19 protein-coding genes are annotated in these 20,581 nt (G+C 34.7%); 8 read left to right on the top strand and 11 right to left on the bottom strand.

The window, feature by feature from the left end:
• Positions 1 to 59: 59 nt before the first annotated feature.
• The 8 genes from resA to VF726_RS01755 all read right to left on the bottom strand — a co-directional run bounded on the left by resA (position 60) and on the right by VF726_RS01755 (position 6,122).
• Positions 60 to 581 (bottom strand): thiol-disulfide oxidoreductase ResA, encoded by a 522-nt coding sequence (gene resA / locus VF726_RS01790; protein ID WP_000742200.1) that lies wholly within the window; start codon positions 579 to 581, stop codon positions 60 to 62.
• A 94-nt stretch (positions 582 to 675) separates the two neighbouring features.
• Positions 676 to 1,404, bottom strand: a complete 729-nt coding sequence (gene rluB, locus VF726_RS01785; RefSeq protein WP_029440666.1) for a 23S rRNA pseudouridine(2605) synthase RluB — start codon at positions 1,402 to 1,404, stop codon at positions 676 to 678.
• Between the two features lie 289 nt (positions 1,405 to 1,693).
• Positions 1,694 to 2,224 carry a spore maturation protein SpmB gene (spmB, locus tag VF726_RS01780; protein ID WP_000029511.1) on the bottom strand — a complete coding sequence of 177 codons (531 nt, stop codon included), beginning with the start codon at positions 2,222 to 2,224 and terminating at the stop codon, positions 1,694 to 1,696.
• On the bottom strand, positions 2,221 to 2,817 hold the full coding sequence (spmA, locus tag VF726_RS01775; protein ID WP_440165406.1) for a spore maturation protein SpmA: 597 nt from the start codon (positions 2,815 to 2,817) through the stop codon (positions 2,221 to 2,223). The genes spmB and spmA overlap by 4 nt, the downstream gene beginning before the upstream one ends.
• Complete coding sequence (gene dacB / locus VF726_RS01770) at positions 2,810 to 3,934, bottom strand: D-alanyl-D-alanine carboxypeptidase DacB (protein ID WP_440165404.1); 1,125 nt, start codon at positions 3,932 to 3,934, stop codon at positions 2,810 to 2,812. Before dacB ends, spmA begins: the two co-directional genes overlap by 8 nt.
• A 264-nt stretch (positions 3,935 to 4,198) precedes the next feature.
• Positions 4,199 to 5,113 (bottom strand): superoxide dismutase, encoded by a 915-nt coding sequence (locus tag VF726_RS01765; protein WP_000082672.1) that lies wholly within the window; start codon positions 5,111 to 5,113, stop codon positions 4,199 to 4,201.
• A 105-nt stretch (positions 5,114 to 5,218) separates the two neighbouring features.
• Entirely contained in the window at positions 5,219 to 5,710 is a 492-nt protein-coding gene (locus tag VF726_RS01760; RefSeq protein ID WP_048526967.1) for a YpuI family protein, read from the bottom strand.
• A gap of 22 nt (positions 5,711 to 5,732) precedes the next feature.
• Positions 5,733 to 6,122 (bottom strand): hypothetical protein, encoded by a 390-nt coding sequence (locus VF726_RS01755; protein ID WP_440165401.1) that lies wholly within the window; start codon positions 6,120 to 6,122, stop codon positions 5,733 to 5,735.
• A 186-nt stretch (positions 6,123 to 6,308) separates the two neighbouring features.
• On the opposite strand from VF726_RS01755, the gene mprF reads away from it, so the two are divergent.
• Positions 6,309 to 8,888 carry a bifunctional lysylphosphatidylglycerol flippase/synthetase MprF gene (mprF, locus tag VF726_RS01750; RefSeq protein WP_440165400.1) on the top strand — a complete coding sequence of 860 codons (2,580 nt, stop codon included), beginning with the start codon at positions 6,309 to 6,311 and terminating at the stop codon, positions 8,886 to 8,888.
• Between the two features lie 4 nt (positions 8,889 to 8,892).
• Here mprF and VF726_RS01745 read toward each other — a convergent pair whose 3' ends face one another.
• Entirely contained in the window at positions 8,893 to 9,681 is a 789-nt protein-coding gene (locus VF726_RS01745; RefSeq protein ID WP_440165398.1) for a hypothetical protein, read from the bottom strand.
• 175 nt (positions 9,682 to 9,856) lie between these two features.
• Here VF726_RS01745 and deoD point away from each other — a divergent pair, with 175 nt between their 5' ends.
• From deoD to VF726_RS01725, 4 genes are all read left to right on the top strand, one after another.
• Complete coding sequence (gene deoD, locus VF726_RS01740) at positions 9,857 to 10,561, top strand: purine-nucleoside phosphorylase (protein WP_002149423.1); 705 nt, start codon at positions 9,857 to 9,859, stop codon at positions 10,559 to 10,561.
• Between the two features lie 159 nt (positions 10,562 to 10,720).
• Positions 10,721 to 12,532 (top strand): ATP-binding protein, encoded by a 1,812-nt coding sequence (locus VF726_RS01735; RefSeq protein WP_440165395.1) that lies wholly within the window; start codon positions 10,721 to 10,723, stop codon positions 12,530 to 12,532.
• Between the two features lie 107 nt (positions 12,533 to 12,639).
• Positions 12,640 to 13,170, top strand: coding sequence for a tyrosine-type recombinase/integrase (locus VF726_RS01730; RefSeq protein ID WP_000806236.1), 531 nt, complete (start codon positions 12,640 to 12,642; stop codon positions 13,168 to 13,170).
• Between the two features lie 120 nt (positions 13,171 to 13,290).
• Positions 13,291 to 13,485, top strand: coding sequence for a DUF3924 domain-containing protein (locus VF726_RS01725; protein ID WP_001094861.1), 195 nt, complete (start codon positions 13,291 to 13,293; stop codon positions 13,483 to 13,485).
• Between the two features lie 282 nt (positions 13,486 to 13,767).
• Here VF726_RS01725 and VF726_RS01720 read toward each other — a convergent pair whose 3' ends face one another.
• Positions 13,768 to 14,613: a DUF72 domain-containing protein gene (locus VF726_RS01720; protein WP_440025215.1), complete on the bottom strand. Its 846-nt coding sequence runs from the start codon at positions 14,611 to 14,613 to the stop codon at positions 13,768 to 13,770.
• 160 nt (positions 14,614 to 14,773) lie between these two features.
• Between VF726_RS01720 and VF726_RS01715 the strand changes: the two genes are divergently transcribed.
• From VF726_RS01715 to VF726_RS01705, 3 genes are all read left to right on the top strand, one after another.
• The gene (locus tag VF726_RS01715) at positions 14,774 to 16,045 is read left to right on the top strand and encodes an ATP-binding protein (RefSeq protein WP_440025216.1); all 1,272 of its coding nucleotides are present in this window, start codon (positions 14,774 to 14,776) and stop codon (positions 16,043 to 16,045) included.
• Positions 16,046 to 16,291: 246 nt separating this feature from the next.
• Complete coding sequence (locus VF726_RS01710; RefSeq protein ID WP_440165391.1) at positions 16,292 to 17,536, top strand: Gly-Xaa-Xaa repeat protein; 1,245 nt, start codon at positions 16,292 to 16,294, stop codon at positions 17,534 to 17,536.
• 195 nt (positions 17,537 to 17,731) lie between these two features.
• Positions 17,732 to 18,160 carry a hypothetical protein gene (locus tag VF726_RS01705; protein WP_440025217.1) on the top strand — a complete coding sequence of 143 codons (429 nt, stop codon included), beginning with the start codon at positions 17,732 to 17,734 and terminating at the stop codon, positions 18,158 to 18,160.
• 95 nt (positions 18,161 to 18,255) lie between these two features.
• On the opposite strand, the gene VF726_RS01700 is transcribed toward VF726_RS01705, so the two are convergent.
• Positions 18,256 to 20,298, bottom strand: a complete 2,043-nt coding sequence (locus VF726_RS01700; RefSeq protein WP_440165389.1) for a transglycosylase domain-containing protein — start codon at positions 20,296 to 20,298, stop codon at positions 18,256 to 18,258.
• Positions 20,299 to 20,581: the final 283 nt, after the last annotated feature.

The raw sequence follows: 20,581 nt of genomic DNA, 5'->3' as shown, positions 1-20,581 counted from the left end.
CAGAATTTTTAAACCGAAGGCGCTATAGGTAAGCGCCTTGTATGTAAAGGCTTTCTTTATTATGGAGTGATTTTCTTTAAATACTCCTCCAATTGTTCCTTCGTTTGTTCACCTTTAATCTCTTGAATCACCTTACCATCTTTATCAATTAAGAAGCTTGTTGGTAATGGTATTACTCCATACGTTTTTATAATTTCTCCACCTTTATCGATTGCAACGGGGAACTTAAGATCATATTGTTTCACAAAATTCTTAACAGCAATATCCGTTTCATCTGCATCTAACGCAATAATTTCAACGCCTTTTTCTTTATACTTTGGATATAATTCGTTCATATAAGGCATTTCTTTTTCACAAGGTTTACACCACGTGCCCCAAAAGTTTAAAAATACACCTTTTCCCTTAAAATCTTTTAGCTCAATTTTCTTTCCTTCTAAATCTGTCACAACAAAGTTAGGTGCTTCTTTTCCAATTTCCATTTTCTCTTCTTTAGTGAAATATCCTTGATAAAGTGTAAACCCTACAGCACCACATAAAATGAGCAGAATAATAACGCGAAATAATAAGCGATTTTTTTTCATATTGTCTCCCCTCTCTTCGACGAGTGATGAATATATGTATTTTTTAATAAATCACCAGCGGAGCATTCCACTGGTGAAATTTTCACAATATCGATTAGCGAGGCTTTGTAGAAGCCAATGCACGTAATTGTTTCACCTCATGTGGTGTCAATTCTCTCGCATCACCAGGGCGCAAGCTTCCTACTTCTAAGAAAGCATAGCGTTCACGCTTTAGTTTCACTACTTTACAATCTAAAGCTTCAAACATACGACGTACTTGACGGTTACGCCCTTCATGAATTGTTAATTGTACAATCGCCATTTCTTTACGCTTGTCCCAAGAAATAATTTTCACACGCGCTGGTGCTGTTTTCCCGTCTTCTAACATTACACCACGTTCTAACATACGGATTTTCTCACCTGTTAGGGGACCTTTTATTTTTGCAACATATGTTTTTTCAACTTTATATCTAGGGTGCATTAATACGTTTGCGAAATCCCCATCATTTGTCATTAATAATACGCCAGATGTATCATAATCTAAGCGTCCGATTGGGAATAAACGTTGTGTAATTTCAGGGAAAAAGTCTGTTACAACATTTCTTCCTTTATCATCTGATACACTTGAAATTACGCCAGTTGGTTTATATAGTAAAAAATAAACAGGCTCTTCTTTTTCAAGAGGGATGTTATTTACTTCTACTTTATCTTGAGGAGTTACTTTCGTTCCTAACTCCTTCACTATTTTTCCGTTAACTTTCACTTTTCCTTGCTGAATTAATTCCTCAGCCTTTCTTCTCGATGCAATACCTGCTTGCGCAATCACTTTTTGTAATCGTTCCATTTCTTTTTTTCACCTCGAATTTATCTTACCTTACATTAGAAAGACTTGGCAACCGCATACACTTGACGGCTTTTCGCTTCATCTCACTTAAACAACATAGCGATGATAATAAACATATACAGGTCAAATCATGTTTTTACCTTTTATTATTGTCCATCTTTTTCATATTTCTCACAATAAAAGTTCATCATTTTGTCAAAATTACCGCATAAAAAAACCACTATTAAGCAACAACTTAATAGTGGTCGTATACGTATTATAAGCGAAATAGCATAAAAAATGAATAGTATTACTTAAACATTAAAGAAACAAACACAATGGAACAAATAATTCCGATCAAATCGGCAAAAAGTCCTACTTTTAATGCATCTCCCATTTTTCTAATTCCAACGGCTCCGAAGTATACTGTTAAAATATAAAAAGTTGTATCTGTACTTCCTTGCATCGTAGAAGCTAACCTTCCAATAAACGAATCTGGTCCATATGTGGCAATTAAATCGGTCGTAATACTTAAACCAGCAGAGCCTGAAATAGGGCGTATAAGTGCTAGCGGAACAATTTCTGCTGGGACATGAATTAAATCTAACATCGGCTTCATTACTGATATCATTGCATCCAATGCACCTGAAGCTCGAAATATAGAAATAGATACGAGCATCCCAACCATAAACGGTAAAATGGAGATTGCAATTTGAATTCCTTCTTTTCCTCCCTCAACGAACGATTCATAGGTTGGCACTTTCTTGATCGTACCATATAAAAGGATAAAACCAATTACACAAGGGATTACCCATAATGAAATTGTATTTACAATGCTCATTTTTTCCGCCCCTTCCTACTCCTTCTTCGGTAAAAATAGCGGTCAATCCAAATCGCTCCGATCATAGAGAGTACTTGTGCAATGAATGTTACCCCAACAATTTCAGTAGGATTCGCTGATTCATACGTCATTCGAATTGAAATGACAGTAGTAGGAATTAAAGTAATTGCTGATGTATTTAACGCGAGAAACGTCACCATAGAGCGGCTTGCCGAATCTTTCCCTCCATTTAACTCTTTCAATTGTTCCATCGCTTTAATACCAAGAGGAGTCGCTGCATTACCTAACCCAAAAAAGTTTGCCATCATATTTGATAAAATAAACCCCATTGACGGATGATCCTTTGGTATTTCTGGAAACAATCTTTTTACTATCGGTATAAAAAGTGACACTAACTTTTTTAACAACCCTGCTTCCTCTGCAATTTTCATTAAACCGAGCCAAAATACTAAAACACTAATGAGTCCTATACAAATTGTTACTGCATCTTTTGCCCCGTCAAATACAGCTTTATTTATTTCTTCCATCGTTCCGTTTATCATGGCATAAACAATCCCTATGACCGCCATCGCAACCCATACGAGATTAACCATCGCTCCCAACACCTATCATATGAGAAAAAATTTCTTTCACATTATTCCAATACATTCCCGTTGTAGCTACTAACTTTCGTTTACTATAAAATAAATTCCGTTCTCCAACTTTCTCATTGCCAACATAAATTTCTGCCTTCCCAACCTTTACCCCATCCTTAAGTTTTGCACTTTTATCGAGTTCAACTTTTAATACGACATTCTTTCTTTCCTGCTCAGTTAATGGCACCGCAAAACTATTTTTCGTATAAACATGATTGGCATATTTCTTTTCAGTTATTTCAGCAAGAGCTCCTTGTCCTACAACATTCGTTTGCTTAAAACGCTCAAACCCTTTATCAAATAAATTCATATGATCATCCCAATCACTAGAAGCGCTCAACGTTACGACAATTAGATCTAGTCCATCTTTTGATGCTGTTGTAACAAGCGTCCGTCCTGCTTTCTTCGTAAAACCTGTTTTTCCTCCTGTTGCAAATTCATAATACGACGTCACGAGTTTATGTTTGTTTTTCCACGGATAATCCCATGAATCTGATTTATACGTTTTTGTCCCAAAAATCTTCTTAAAGGTTTCGTTCCCCATTGCATACTTCGTTAAAAGCGCCATATCATAAGCAGACGAATAATGAGAGCCATCTCCATCCAATCCATGTGGGTTTGAAAAGTGCGTATCTTTCATTCCAATTTGTTTTGCCTTTTCATTCATTAAATATACGAACCCTTCTATACTCCCTCCAACATTTTCAGCAATTACTTGTGCTGCATCATTACCAGATCTAAGTATGAGTCCGTATACTAAATCCTCTAACTTCACTTTCTGTCCAGGTTTTAAATAAATTGCTGAGCCTTCTACTCTCACCGCTTCATTACTAACCGGTACCATTTCTTTCATTTTTCCTGATTCAGCAGCTAACAAGGCAGTCATAATTTTTGTTATACTAGCAATCTTTTGTGGCTCATGTTCTGCTTTTCCGTATAATACACGACCTGACTGTTGCTCCATTAATACTGCATTTCGAGCACTGACATTACTGTTCATCTTTGCATATGTAGGAATTGGCATAACGCTTGCGTACATAATAAGAAGCGTGATTATTACACAAATTCGTCTCATATTTCCCCCCACGTCCTTTTGGCACTTTTTGTACAAGTGTATGCTTGGCCTTTTAAAATATGAACGAAATATCCCTCCCCTTCCAATAAAGTGAAACTTTAATCAGTGGGGGTTTTCTTCATCCCCCCACTGATTATCAGCCCTCACCAATCGGACTTTTATGGGCAGCCCGACCCCCACCTAACTTCTTTGCTTTCGCTGAATTTTGAGTGGGGGTCTTACTGCCCATTAAAGCGGGATAAAAAAGACGCAGAGAGCCTGCGTCTAATACGGTGTCCATTCAATTTGTTTCGCACTTTCAAATCTTTTTTCCACATCAGGCCAATTGACGACATTCCACCAATTTTTTATATATTCATCTTTTCGATTTTGGTATTGTAAATAATACGCATGTTCCCATACGTCTAGTACAAGGAGCGGTATCGTATCCCATTGTGTAAATAATTGATGAAGTGTACTCTGCAAAATTTCCAACCGTCCAGATCGTGGCACCCAAACGAGAATCGCCCATCCTGACCCTTCTACTTTAGAAGCTGCTTCTGTGAAATGTTTTTGAAAACGCAAGAAACTCCCAAAATCTTGTTCAATTTGTTGTGAAAGAGCCCCTCTTGGACTTCCACCACCATCTTTTTTCATGTTATTCCAAAATATCGTGTGTAAATAATGACCTGATCCATGAAAAGCCGCTTCTCTCTCCCAATGCTTAATTAGATCAAATTGATTTGTTTTTCTCGCTTCTTCCATCATCTTTTCTGCTTTATTTAATCCTTCAACGTAACTACGATGATGTTTATCATGGTGTAACATCATAATTTCTCTAGAAATATACGGTTCTAACGCATTATACGGATATGGTAATGGCGGAAGTGTGTGTCCTCCAATTGGAACAGCTCGTTCACTATCCCCTCTTTCATATAGTTCATATTCCTCTTCTCCCTGCACGAACACTTCCTGTAAATGATGCTGAATATGCTCTACATCATCACTTATTTCATACATAAACTCTGCATCTGTATCATACTCATGCTCTTTCATACGGTCTAATAACGTTTGAATTTTATAAGCAAGCATATGGACATCATACACTTCCATTGCACGACTATCTAATACATGAAGAACACTTTCACACCAGCTTTCTACTTCATGAAAGTAATCTGTAAATACACCTTGCTGACTCATGTTACACCTCCTTAATGCTATCCCCTTAAATATATTCAAAGGAAATCCCTTATATAACTGTACAAAAGGAAAAGAAGCTAAGTCCCCTTAGCTCCTTTTTCGCCATTAATATTTGTGTAACATCTTTGTTTGATAATCCGTCTCATAATATTCTAGTTCTTCACGCATCAATTGAAATTTACCTTCTAAACTCTTCATCACTAGCTCTATAGATGCAGGTGGCGTTTGTTGAAAAACGATGGAGTTTTTCCCTGTATAAGCAGACCGACTATTTTCGTACCAATGATCATTCTTTGGTGAAAAGAACTCTGCTATTACTTGATGATAAATTTTATATAGAATCTTTTCAGCTGCTGTTTTCCGAAATGGCTGGCTATTTAACAAAACAAAACATGCATCATGTCCTTCTTCACAAAAAACGAGAAGACGTCTTATTGACGCTAATAACCCCTTATAATATTGTTCATTCCCTGCTGGTGTCTCTTCTAATAAAGAAGGCAACGTATGATAATTTACATAATTGGTTATCAAAGTAATAACATCTTCTAAAAACATAGAAACTTGTTCTGTTTGATTTTCAACCATTAGATTAGACATTTTTTCCCTCTCCTTTGCCATTTCACGCTATTTCTACTCTTTTATTTTTATGTAATTCAGCCAATATTTCTTGTACTTTCACCACTGTTTCCACATCAAAATATTGTTGGAATTCTTCTATATTATTTAAATACAAACGTTTTTGCATGCGAAGCTCATTCTCTTTGAGTAAACAACATATCGCTACAATATCCCGCAAATATATGTCTTGTTCTTCTACTTTACATATTGGATTTCCTTCAAAAGGAGTAATTTCTTGTAAAACTTCTTCAAAATACCGAACGTATAAAACGGAAAAGGTTCTTTCTTTATCATTTAATATATATGTCACTTCAGATCTATTAAAAAAATCTTCTGATGTATTAGGTTTTGCTTTCTCTAGCTCATACCCCGCATAACCTATTAGAATCATCTACTTCCCCTCTCTTCCTTCTTTCAACTTATTTTAACTTAATTTTCTGACAAACGAAATACTCTTTTAAATATAAACGTCATAAAAAATAGCTTCCTTATACAGGAATTTACCTTTTTATTTTTCTTGAAGTTTGTCATAATAATATTATTGTCTCAGTTTTCTTATACAAGGAGAGTTGTATTTATGTCGTTTTCATGGAAACGTTTCTTACAAATCGGGAAAATTATATTCCCATTTGTTGTATTAACAATTGTATTCTTTCAAGCAAAAAAAGAATTAGCAGGCATTTCTTTTTTAGAAGCAATCAATACAATTAAAAACATTCCAACCGGAGGAGTCTTTTTAGCAATTACACTTGGTGCGTTTGCTGTATCAACAATGTTCTTTTATGACTATGTTATGCTTCGTTATTTAAAAGCTGATATACCCGTCCAAAAGATTTTTCGCATCTCATGGATTGCTAATACTTTAAATGGATTTATTGGATTTGGTGGTCTCGTTGGAGCTGGTGTACGCACAATGCTTTATCGTCCATACATAAAAGAAAATGGCAAACTTATTAAAAGTATTGCTTGGATGACAACTGCTTTTATTAACGGATTAGCCATCCTTTCATTCCTCGGCCTTATTGGAATATTAGACACTAGTTTTATTTTGCATGAAAAACCGTGGCTATGGCCTGTTCTTATCTTCTTCGCCCTTTTCGTCCCTATATATATTGGCTTTTCTAAACTAAAAAATAGAAAACCAAAGCAAACTGAAGGAGAAGAAGGAGAAGAGAAAAATCCAACTGTTTTATACTCATTAGTTTCATTAGTTGAGTGGGTATCTGCCGGTATTGTTATGTACGTCATACTAATATTATTTGGCATCGATATCGAATTTCAAAAGTTTTTAGGTGTGTATGTCATTGCTGCTTTAGCTGGTGTTGTTAGTCTTGTGCCTGGTGGACTTGGTTCATTTGATCTCGTCTTTTTAACTGGACTCGGACAGTATGGCATTGATACAGGCGTATTACTACCTGCTATGTTATTATATCGCCTCGTCTATTACATTTTACCTTTCTGCCTTGGTCTTATTTTTGCAGCTTTTGAAATGACAGGCGTGGCCATTAAAAAGTTTGAAGATAAACCTTTTATTGCGCCTGCATTAGAAACAACTGGTGTTATATGGACTTTGCAACGTGATTTTCTAGGAAAACTAGGTTCATGGGCATCTGCTGCTTTAACAGTATTTGCTGGATTAATGGTTATTTTATCGACCATTCTACCGACAAGTATAAACAGAGCACACGCCTTACATATTCTAGCTCCAAAGTATCTTATTCAATTTTCTTTTAGCTTATCACTAACATTCGGTATTCTCCTCCTGATTCTTTCACGAGGCATATATTATGGAACAAAGCGTTCTTACTATATGACGATTATTTCTTTAATCGGAGCAGCCATCTTTAATACGCTAAAAGGGATTGATATTGAAGAGACGTTTATTTTATTAATCGTACTTGCTGTATTATATATGCTTCGTAAAAGATTTGTACGTGAGAAAATGGAAGTCTCCCTTTCTGATATGGTAAAAGTTTTTATATTCTTGCTCATAACTTTATATTTATATAAAAACTTAGGTATTTTATTTGCAGGTGCAAAAGAAGCTTTTAAACCTGATTTTGTCGTTCGCAATATTACGCAAGTGAAACGAAGTGCATTAGCAGCTGCCTTTTTCGTTCCTACATTTTTACTGATCGGCTCACTCATTGCCAATCGTTATCGAAATGAATTTCCCGGGCAACCAGCTAATGATAAAAGATTGCAAAACTTTTTAGATGAACATGATGGAAATGTACTTAGTCATTTAGGATTTTTAGGAGATAAACAATTCTTCTTCAGTAGTGATGGGAAAGCGCTCCTTCTCTTCTCTATAACTGGAAAACGTCTCGTTGTGCTAGGTGATCCAATTGGGGATCCTTCCTCCTACCGCACTGTGTTACAAGAGTTTTTAGCTGAGGCTGATCGATTTGGATACATTTGTGTATTCTACCAAATCGAAAGTAAATGGATGAGTTTATATCATGATTTTGGTTACAACTTCTTTAAGCTTGGCGAAGAAGCTGTCGTTGATTTGAATACATTTACAATAACGGGGAAAAAACGGGCCGGTATGCGAGCGACTTTCAACCGTTTCGAACGAGAAGGCTATACATTCTCTATTCACCAGCCACCGTTCTCAAACGAGTTATTTGAAGAGTTAAGAAAAGTTTCAGATGCGTGGCTCGGCGGAAAAAAAGAGAAAGGTTTTTCACTCGGATACTTTGACCGTGAATATATCAGCCGCGCACCTATTGCTACATTATCTGATACGGATGGAAAAATCATCGCATTTACAACTTTTATGCCCGTATATCAAGACGGATCGTTGTCTGTTGATTTAATGCGATATTATCCAGATGCACCGAGCGGCATTATGGATGCAATTTTCATCCACCTATTCCAGTGGGCAAAAGAAAATGAATACCATTCCTTTAATATCGGTATGGCACCACTTTCAAATGTAGGTTTATCGACACAGTCTTTCTGGTCTGAACGAGTTGCTGCTGCCATCTTTAATAATGTTCGTTATACGTATAGTTTCAGCGGGTTACGACATTTTAAAGAAAAATACAAACCAGCATGGAGCGGTAAATATTTAGCATTTAGAAAGAATCATTCTTTACCAATTACAATGCTCTCTGTAACAAAATTAATAGGAAAAAGAAAAAACGGCTAAACATTTAGCTGTTTTTTCTTTTTTGAACTTGTACAATAAATTCTTTTTCATATTTCTTACCATTTATATAGAAATCTCCCCATATTTTATACGTTCCTTCAGCAGGAAATGTAATGCGATATTGTACTTGCTCATCTGTATCAACAGGTATTGCGTATAAAAAATTTTCTCTCGTTTCGTCCACGATATAGAGCGCCTCCACTTCTCCTCTCTCTGCATGTAACTTCAATTTTTCACCCTTTTTCGCTTGGAATTGAAACGTTAATGTCGCTGGTTCATTTGGATGCAATGCACCAAATAAAAGAGAAACTTCATACTCCCCTATTTTTTTTGTAAGTACACTATCGATTGGAAATTTTACTTTTTTCTTATTTTTCTCCTCGACTTCTCTCCCCAAATCTTTCTTTGCAAATGATTTTACCGACTTATTTTTATCTTCATATAAAAACATTGTATATCTTTCATCTTTCGCTATTTTGGAAGATACTTTATATGATCCATTCCCTGCAAATGTAGGCTTCATTTGTTGTATATGCTTTAATTGCCCGTCCACAATAACTGCCCGAATTTGATCATTTACACCTCGAACTTCGTTATTTTTATTATTTAGTAATTGAAACGAAATATCTACTTTCTCATTTCCTTTTCCGTATGACACATCCCATTTTACTTCCTGAATATTACCTACAGTCTCTGTAGTTGCTTGATACTTTTTTATGTAAAATCCTCCTACTACAATAAATAACAAAGCAACAAATCCAATGACAAGATTTTTCAAGACATCACCTACCATTTTTATTGTCTCTGTTCATACAAAACTTCTTACTTATATATTCTAGATTGTTATTTATGAAATCCTCCTGTTTTGCACATATTACAAATAATAAAAAGATTTTAATTGAAAGGATTCGTAGTGTATAATGCAAATGATATTGATTTCTATCAATACATTATAAGGAGGACTTTTCATGAGTGTACATATTGAAGCAAAACAAGGCGAAATCGCTGAATCTATTCTATTACCTGGTGATCCATTACGTGCAAAATATATCGCTGAAACATTTCTAGAGGACGTTACATGCTATAATAACGTTCGTGGCATGTTAGGTTTCACTGGAACTTATAAAGGAAAACGTGTATCTGTTCAAGGTACAGGTATGGGTGTTCCTTCTATTTCTATTTATGTAAACGAATTAATCCAAAGCTACGGAGTTAAAAATTTAATTCGCGTTGGAACTTGCGGTGCGATTCAAAAAGACGTAAAAGTACGTGACGTTATTATTGCAATGACAGCTTGTACAGATTCTAATATGAACCGTTTAACATTCCCAGGTTTCGATTTTGCACCAGCTGCAAACTTTGATCTTTTAAAGAAAGCTTACGATGCTGGAACTGAAAAAGGCTTACATGTTCGTGTTGGTAATGTTTTAACAGCAGATGTATTTTACCGCGAAAGCATGGACATGGTTAAAAAACTTGGAGATTACGGTGTACTAGCAGTAGAAATGGAAACAACTGCTCTTTACACTTTAGCAGCGAAATACGGTGTAAATGCGTTATCTGTATTAACAGTAAGCGATCACATCTTCACTGGTGAAGAAACAACATCTGAAGAACGTCAAACTACATTTAACGAAATGATTGAAATCGCTTTAGATGCAGCGATTCAATAATAATACATTAAAGAACTCGTCATACGTCTGTCGAGTTCTTTTTATGTGACTTTTTATTAAAAACTACTTTCGGAAGAGACAGATTTTCTCCTCTACTTTTTTGTACCGTTTGTTATAATAAAGAAATCATTTACAGTATTTCTCACAAGAGGTGACGCAGTGAAAAACAGAAGTATCGTCTTTAAACTATTTTTATTAACATCGACATTATTTACAATCATATTCCTCCTTTTTTTCTTAGGACAATCTCTATTTTTAGAGAAATTTTATATTAATAAAAAAGTAAAAACAGTTCAAACTGCTTTTGAAAAATTCGTAGCTAATTATGAAAAAAGCGAAAAAGATCCTGAGGAAATAAGAAAACTAAAACAAGAATTTCATGATAAAACAAATGCTGATATGCAATTTTTAAATTCTGAGGGCATTATTAAAAGTGACAGCAATTACTACATTGATGTAATTAATCCTAAAAATAATGAAACATATTTCATTCCACTCAATAATCTTTTAACGCCTGAAGAATATAAGAAATTCGAAAACTTAGGATTGAAAAAAGATGGCATGATAAACGTTGTCGGTTTGGTACGAGGGAAAACAATAACACCACTAGAATTGACAACAAATTATAATAGATGGCAAAACGAACGTGTCACTTCAGATTTTCAATCCATTAATGGCAACTCTTCCAAAAATAGACTTACAAACCGCTCCAAAACTGTAACTCAAATTGAGTTTACTGGTATTATATCTAAATTACAGCTCCCATCAAAAGCCGAGGTTCGGCTTGCAAATGATTTTGAAACATTACAAGCCGTTCAATATTTTGCAGACATTATTAGAAATGGCACTGCTAACTCGCACCAATTAAACACTTATATAATAGATGGCGGAGAGAATATAAAGAATAGTATCTTTGTAAAACCTATTATGGAAGACGGAAAAATTACAGAATACGCTTTTGCGATAGCATCTTTACAGCCTGTTAATGAAGCAATGCTCGTTTTAAAGGATTATTATGTCTATGCCTTAATCATCGTATTTCTCGTTATTATTTTGTTATCCTTCTACTACTCAAAAATCATTGTGAAACCATTAATTAAAATTAATCGCGTTACAAAAAAAATGGCCAATTTTGATTTTAGCGAGAAGTTACCTGTGACAGCAGACGATGAGATTGGTGGGCTTTCCGGTAGTATTAATACATTATCTGTAAACTTAAAAGACCGAATTGATCGATTAAATGTTGCCAATACAAAATTACAACAAGATATTGAACGTGAACGTCAATTAGAGAAAACGCGAAAAGAATTCATTTCTGGTGTATCACACGAATTAAAAACACCACTTAGTGTAATTAGAAGTTTCGCAGAAGGAATTAAAGATGGTGTTAGTAAAGATACGACGTATTACACAGATGTTATTTTAGAAGAAACCGAAAACATGAACAGACTTATTGTTGAAATGTTAGAATTAGCAAAATTAGAATCAGGTACGTACAAGCTAGATATGACGACATTCTCAATCGGTGAACTAATTCAACAAGTCTATACAAAGTTATTATTTAGCATGGAAGAAAAGCATTTACAAGTGAATATAGATGTAGACTCTTCTATATTTGTTCAAGCGAATCGTAGTCGTATTGAGCAAGTGGTTGTGAACTTACTTAGCAATGCCATTCGCTATACGCCAGAAGGAGAAAAAATACAAGTTTCCGTTATAGCAATGGAAGATACAGTAAAAATACAAATCGAAAACACAGGAAACCCTATCCCAGAAGAAAGTCTTGAAAAAATTTGGGATCGTTTCTACCGTTTAGATGCATCTCGTAGCCGTCATACTGGTGGTACTGGTCTCGGATTATCAATTGTAAAAAACATTTTAGACCTTCACCATGCGGAGTACGGTGTATATAACACAACTAATAGTGTTGTATTCTACTTTAATTTACAAAAAGTAAAAGAAGTCAAATAATTTGTCTTAATTTCACTAGGAGTTCACATGAAATTCACACTCTCCCTTTATAGTAAGAAACAAGTTAATCCTTTCCTTTACACATATAAAAGAGGAGAGTGCGTGAAATGAAACAAGCAGGACAACCTATTCAAAATGAAAAACAATTAGAAACTATCAAAAATATACTTTTACAATCTTCGAAACGTGATGGCTTATTATTCGTATTAGCTGTAAATTCTGGCTTAAAAGTAAGTGAAATCTTACAATTAAAAGTTAGTGATGTAATTGATGAAAATGAAAATGTTCGCCATTCCATTTTATTTTACAATGAAAAAGTAAAGAAACATAAATGGTTTGCTGTTAATGAAGACTTACAGCACGCAATCGAAGACTACATGAAAGAACGTAAAACTTGGAAACGTAATGAACCATTATTAAAGTCTCAAAAAGGAACAAAATCTATTACGAGACAACATGCATGGTACATTTTAAACAAAGCTGCAAAAGAAGTTGGATTAGAAGGGATTAGCTCACATACACTTCGAAAAACTTGGGGATATTGTGCATACAAATCAGGTGTTGACATCGCATTTTTACAACACTTCTTTGATCATAGTACTCCATCAAAAACTTTAAAGTATATCGGTATTGCTTAATAACTCTTATACATAAAAAAGGTTACCATTTTATAAATGGTAACCTTTTTTATGTTTCACATTCTCTTCCCTTGTCTCTCCTATATTGTAGTGGTACTCTAATAGTAAGGGGGAGAAATTATGAACACATTAACAATTGAATTACCGAAAGAAACGGCTGAAAAACTTGATTTATTAAAACAAGCTTATGAAAAGAAAACAGGTGCTTCTATTTCTGAGAGTACTCTAGTTCAAACACTTATCTCAAAAGAGTTTATCCAAGCGATAACTCCTTTTGATTTACAACAATTCGTCACTGGAAAAGAACAGCATTAATTGCTGTTCTTTTTTGTACTTTATCAAAAGATCTCTGATAAAAACTTCCTCGCTTCATCCAAACCTTTTATTTGGAATCTCCCTACCGTTAATGTCTCATAAAAAGTTTTTTATTTATTTTCCGGAAAACCATTGACAATGATAATGATAACCATTATCATTTATTACGAAGCCAACAATTGATGAATCAACCAAACGCTCAGTAACATTGTTACCCCTCTTTTTCATATAGAAAGGCACTGTACATTCCCCCTGTTTGTACAGTGCCTTTCTTATTTATTATCATTCAAACAAATTTAATTGCTCGGGCTTCGGCTCACCATATGTAATGTTCATCATTTTCATAAGCTGTTTCGCATTATCCGCTGCATCTCCGCCTGAATTGTTGTTAAATAGTACATATATGTTCTTTGTCTTCTTTTTTAATTGCTCTAATCTTTCTACCCATTCTTCTAATTCTTTATTGTTGTAGCGATATAAGCAACGAACCGCTCTCCAATTTTCTCCTTTATCAAGCCAACCATGAACATTTCGGCCATGAAAACGTATTAACACCATATCTGCATTCGTTACTTCTAATACGAGCGGTACTGAACCTATTCCGGCCTGCGGCTCATCACAAATGGTATGAATCCATTTCTCTTGTTCCAAAAACTGTAGCGTCTTATCTCTCATTTCCGGATAAAACCATGTTTGGTTCCGAAATTCTATGGCACATGGCAAACCTTCCATTTTTTCTTTCGTATATCGAAGAAAATCTACATTTTTCTTTTTACAATCAAACCATGGTGGATATTGAAATAAAATCGTTTTTAATTTACTAGCTTCTATTAAAGGAAGAATGGATTGTTTATACACATCAAACATTTCATCAAACGTAGAAAAAGGAATTTCACCTTTCATATGTCCCGTCATCCCTTGATACGCTTTTACAACAAAAGAAAAATCATTCGGTGTCTCCATTGCCCATTTTGTATAATTTCGTGCAGGTTGCATCGCATAAAATGAACTATCCACTTCTACAATAGGAAAATGCTCACTATATGTTCGTAATTTATTTCTATTTTCATAGGGATCTATATATAAAGAATCATGATCTCCCCATCCTGTTACTCCAATGAAAAGCAAATATATCCCTCCCTTTTTCACTTCATCTTCTATTCATTCTACTCACTTCCTGAACACTTCGACTAATCAATTTCATTAAGTAGTCCCTTCTTTCAGAGTGTCCGTATAAAAATATGATATACTATATGGAAGAATTTTTAAATTGAGGGGTTATTTATTTATGCTTCCAAACGATGATATTGTATCTCATGAAAAACGAATAGAAGAACTAGAAAATAAAGTACGTTTTTATGAAGAACTTGTAAAACAATTACCACATCATTTCACATACAAAAATCCACATATTGGTTTACAAATAAAGAAAACGAGAACGACTCATTCCATTCAAAACATACGAAAAGAAAATAAAGAAGATGATTTTCAACTTACTTGCGATTCATTATTTTTATTTGAACAACTTGAAACATACTTTGTTCATATTTTTGATGCTTTTTCACATCATGTAACCTTTGTTGATAGTAAAGGAAATATAACTTTATGTAATCAAGTTGCAGCAGATGATTTTGGTGTAGTACGAAATGATATAATTGGAAAACCAATTCAACAATTGCTACAATTACCAGAAGAAAAAATTAAAGCTCTTGAAACATTAAGAACGGGCATAGAAATATATAATGAAGAAGTTTTAGACAAAAACTATGGCATTATAAATAACCGCATTATTCGTGATTATAACGGAGAGATTTTTAGAGTTATTAGTGTCTTTCATTATTTAAACACAGAACGTGATGCAGAAAAATTTTCATTAGCAGGACGAATCGCAGCTGGTATTGCACATGAAGTACGTAATCCTCTTACAACCGTACGGGGTTATTTACAATTTTTACAAGAAAGTGTTTCTCCATCTAATAAAGAATTATTTAAAAACTTACTTATCCCTGAATTAGATCGTGCAAATAGTATTATTACAAAATTTTTATCTATTTCAAAAACACGTGAATTTACAAGAGAACCGTTTCCTATTAATACATTTTTACGGGAGTATATTCAACAGTTACTAGCTAGTGAAGTCTTTTTACACAACATTTCAATTGATTATAATTTTTCTACCGAATTAGATGATATATTAGTCCATATCGATCGTCACGAACTTGTGCAAGTTTTTTTAAACTTATTTCAGAACGCTGTCGATGCGCAAGGCGAAAAAAAACTTTCTATCCAAATCAGTAGTTATCGCCTAGATAATTTTGTCCGTATTACTTTCACTGATAATGGAATTGGTATTCCCACAGCCATTCAAGAATATATCTTTGATCCATTCTTCTCTACAAAAGATTCAGGCACAGGGCTGGGCTTGTCAGTAACGAAGAAAATCATGCAAAATCATAACGGTACATTAAAAATGACTAGTAATGAAAACGGGACAACTTTCACTATTTCAATTCCAATCTTACCTAAAACAGCCCTTGAAAAATTAAATCCATGCGAATAAAGGAATAACCCACGAACTGCATGCCAATTGTTCAACATTCTCAACAATTGGCATGCAGTTTTTTATGTTGCACTTTTTTTCTTTACATTATATAAAACCTTCTCTATATCTTACTTAGTTTTTTTGCTAGGTGGGCCCATTTCTTATTTTTTTAGAAATGGTAGTTTGTCCATCACGAATTTAGTATAAATTTCATTTTAATATCTAGTAATGACTATTGATTCTATGAAAGAAAGGAATGAAAAGATGAACAATAAAAATAAAGGAAAAGTATTTTATGGGAATGATTGTTGCGAAGTCAGAGCTTGTAGTCATATTAACATTTCTAAGTCCGAACTTACAGAATTCGTTAGACTTCTTCAAGCTCTTGGCCAAGCTATTCAAGCTGTCTTTCAAAACCCTTCTCAAAATAATATCGATAACTTAATCGCGGCCCTAAATAACTTACAAAAATTCCTCAATTGCTTAGATTTATCTCCAGCACAAAAACAAATTGGAAATTCTATTATTGCTAATCTATTAACTATTTTAAGAACAACACCTTTCTCATGCGGAGCATTGTACGTTGAGCTACAAAGCCTGCTCAATTATTTATTGTATATCGCTAAGTTATTCAAAGTAGATTGTTGTACAATCGACAAACTAGTTAAACTCATAACAGAAATCCAAACTATCCTAGTTCAATACGGATCAGGATGCCTTGGAGGAGGCGCAACAGGTGCTACGGGACCTCAAGGACCTCAAGGTATTCAAGGACCAGCTGGCGCTCAAGGTGCTACGGGTGCTCAAGGACCAGTTGGCGCTCAAGGTGCTACGGGTGCTCAAGGACCTGCCGGCGCTCAAGGTGCTACGGGTGCTCAAGGACCTGCTGGCGCTCAAGGTGCTACGGGTGCTCAAGGACCTGCTGGCGCTCAAGGTGCTACGGGACCTCAAGGACCTGCTGGCGCTCAAGGTGCTACGGGTGCTCAAGGACCTGCCGGCGCTCAAGGTGCTACGGGTGCTACGGGACCTCAAGGTGCTCAAGGTGCTACGGGTGCTCAAGGACCTGCTGGTGCTCAAGGTGCTACGGGCGCAACTGGACCAGCGGGTACTCCAATTCCTGTAACGATCGCTGCAATCGGAAACTCAAATCCACAAACTATATCCCCTGGAACAAACATCCAATTCAATCAAGTTTTCGAATTAACTAATATCTCTTTTAACGACACTTCAGATACTTTAACAATTTTAGAAACAGGCGTATATGATATTAGTTTCTCAGCTTCTACAACTTTCCCTGGATCTTCACCGTTTGGATTCGGAATTTCATTCAACGGTCAACCACCTACTCGTAATTTCTCAACTAACGTTATCGGTAGTGCTGTTTCTTTCTCTACAATCGTTACTTTACAAGCTGGTACAACAATTTCTGTACAACCTACAGCAAATACTATTTCTATTCCTAACACAGGTGATACAACTGCAACACTATCAGTATTCCGAATTTACTAATTTCCACTCAATAAGCATATTTACAATAATATGTATCGTTTAACCGTGCATTAAATCTCTCTTTATATAGAAAGGAGCACTTATTTGGGAGGATAAGTGCTCCTTCTTTACGTTTCTTTACCTCAAATTTACTCTATCTTAATCCTCATTTTGTATGATAAATAGTGAAGTCAAAGATATGAAAGAGGGATGAAAATGAGAGTTATGTCACTAATACGCATTTGGTTTGCTCTTATGATATGCATTATTTTATGTGTAGGATTTTTTTTAACTCTAAAATATTCCACTATATCAAAAGCAGAGAGAAAAACCGTTCCATACAACCTTTTGTATACGAAACAAAATAACATCCCTTATTCCAATGCCACAAATAATGAAAAAAAAGTTATAAAAGGAATGCTCATTACGAAAGCTTCTAATTCCGAAGCATTACTTCAAATCGCTGAAACGATTAAAGATCAGTATACAAATAAAGAAATTGATGAAATTATACTCACTATCCACAATGAAAATAATGGTAATTACGAAGAAGAATTACCTTACGAACCTATTAGTAAAGGAAAGATAATCGTCACATATGATTCAAAATCCTTTGGCAGTACGAACATTATACTTAACGAGTAATAACTAGTAAGAGTAGAGGAAAATCTCCACCATTTAAAGTTCCATATTGTTTTTCATACGAAAAAGAGGCGAATTTCGTTATCCGCCTCTTTCTTTTACCAAAATGAAGGAATCCATTCTTTCACTTTATCAATCCACTCTTGTTGCTCTTTTTTTCTTTGTTGTTCTTCTTCTTTCCTTCTCTTCTCTTCTTCTTTTCTTCGTTTTTCCTCTTCTATTGTATTCAATTGTTTTTTATAATCAGCCTCAGATATGAGCGATAACTGGAATGCTTTTTGCGTCGGATTAGCATTCGCTTTTCTCATAATATCCCGGAACATTGTCGTCGTAATTTGACTCCCGCCTGGAACATAATGATCACTATCTGTTTTATCATATCCTACCCAAATCGCACCTACTAAATCTGGTGTGTATCCAACAAACCATGAATCCTTTGCACCGGTGCTTGGTCCATTTACAATTTGAGTAGTTCCTGTCTTACCGGCCGTATCAACATTATTAACTTTCGCCTTTTCGCCCGTCCCCTTTTCGACAACACCTTTTAATAAATATGTCATCTTTTGAGAAATTTTCTCGCTTGTCACTCGTGTCTCTTTCTTATACCACTTTCCAATCGTTTCACCTTCAGCATTTTGTATCTCTCTAATCGCATGGGCTTCCACTTGAACACCATCATTTGCAAATGTACTATACGCTTGAGCCATTACAAATGGAGATGTCCCTACATGCATACCACCTAAAGCGATCGGATACGTACGATCTTCTGGTACTAATGGAATACCAAATCGCTCTAAAGATTTCAATCCTTTATCTAATCCAATCTGTTCTAATAGCCAAACAGCCGAAACATTGTACGACTTTGCCACAGCTTCATACATTGTCACATCACCGTGAAAAGTATGATCGCTATTTTGTGGTTTATATTCTTTAATATTAAATGGTTCATCTTTCAATATATCGTATACTTCATACCCTTGCTCTAACGCTGGTACATATACAGCTAAAGGCTTTAACGTTGAGCCAGGTTGTCTTTTTAATTGGGTTGCATGGTTAAACTGTAAAAACTGATACGGTCCTCTACCTCCAACTAAAGCTGGTACACCACCTGTTTTTGGATTCATAAGAACTACACCCGTTTGCATAAGTTGGTCTGAACCACTATCTTTGAAATAACTATCATTATTCACAACATCTTCTACAGCCTGTTGTTTTTTCGGATCAAGCTCTGTATAAATACGATAACCACCCGCCAAAATTTCATTTTGTGTTAATTCGTACTTATCCATCGCTTCTCTAACAATATAGTCTACATATTGAGAGTATTTTCCCTTATATTTATCATCCACACCACGTTTTAATACAAGACCGCTCTCTTTTTCTTTATTATACTGTTCGTCAGAAATATACCCTTGCTCTTTCATTAAACTTAATACGACATTACGTCTTTCAATTGACTTATTAAAGTTTTTATAAGGCGAATACGCAGACGGTGCTTTAATCAAGCCAGCAATCGTTGCAGCTTCTGAAATTGTTAAATCTTTTACCTCTTTATCAAAATAAGATTTAGCTGCCCTTTTTATCCCCCAAGCACCTTCACCAAAATAAATTTGGTTCATATACATTTCAATAATTTCATCTTTCGTATACGTACGCTCTATTTTTTTTGTTAAAAAATATTCCTTTATTTTTCGAGAGTATGTGCGGTCTTGTGTTAGAAATACATTTTTTGCAAGTTGTTGTGTAATTGTACTTCCCCCTGCTACAACTTCTCCTGCTGTAATATTTTTAAAAACTGCACTTATAATTCCACTATAGTAAATACCGTGATGATTAAAAAATTCCTTATCTTCTACTGCAACAATTGCCTGAACCATAATATCAGGAATATCTTTCCTTTTAACACCTTCTGTTTTAGAAGAAGCTAATTTAGTCGCAACTTCATTATTTGCATCATAAATTAAGGTCGGTTGCGGAACAGCTTGTTTTAATTCAGATATGTCTTGAATGGAAATTATTATATTTATAGCAATAAATAGAGTAGCAAGTAAACTTCCTAATACAATTAATGAATTACGAAGCTTCTTTCTCTTATTGAACCACTCCTGCATTTTTTTTAAGTGAGTGTTCTTCAATTTCATTCGTTCACTTCCTTCGTTTGTTTACACTCTTCTTTTCAAAAGGAAGAATATACCTCCTTTTAAATTTATTATAATAACGTAGTCTTTCCTGTAGTGTAAAGCTTTTCTTTTACATTCATACTTTTTGCAAGAAAAGGACATTCTACAAGTAAGATATTCAATATTGATTATTAATATTATTAATACAACAATGAGAGTTATGTTAAGTTTTTGTAAACTTTTCGATAAAATGTTTTAAAAAACGACAGTTTTTTGTTAGAATTGACTAGCCAATATATTTTAC

Source organism: Bacillus sp. Brlt_9 (assembly GCF_051948935.1).
In the GTDB taxonomy this organism is placed as follows: Bacteria; Bacillota; Bacilli; order Bacillales; family Bacillaceae_G; genus Bacillus_A.
The sequence above is the reverse complement of the archived record's forward strand: the minus strand, read 5'-3'. Positions and strand labels throughout refer to the sequence as shown.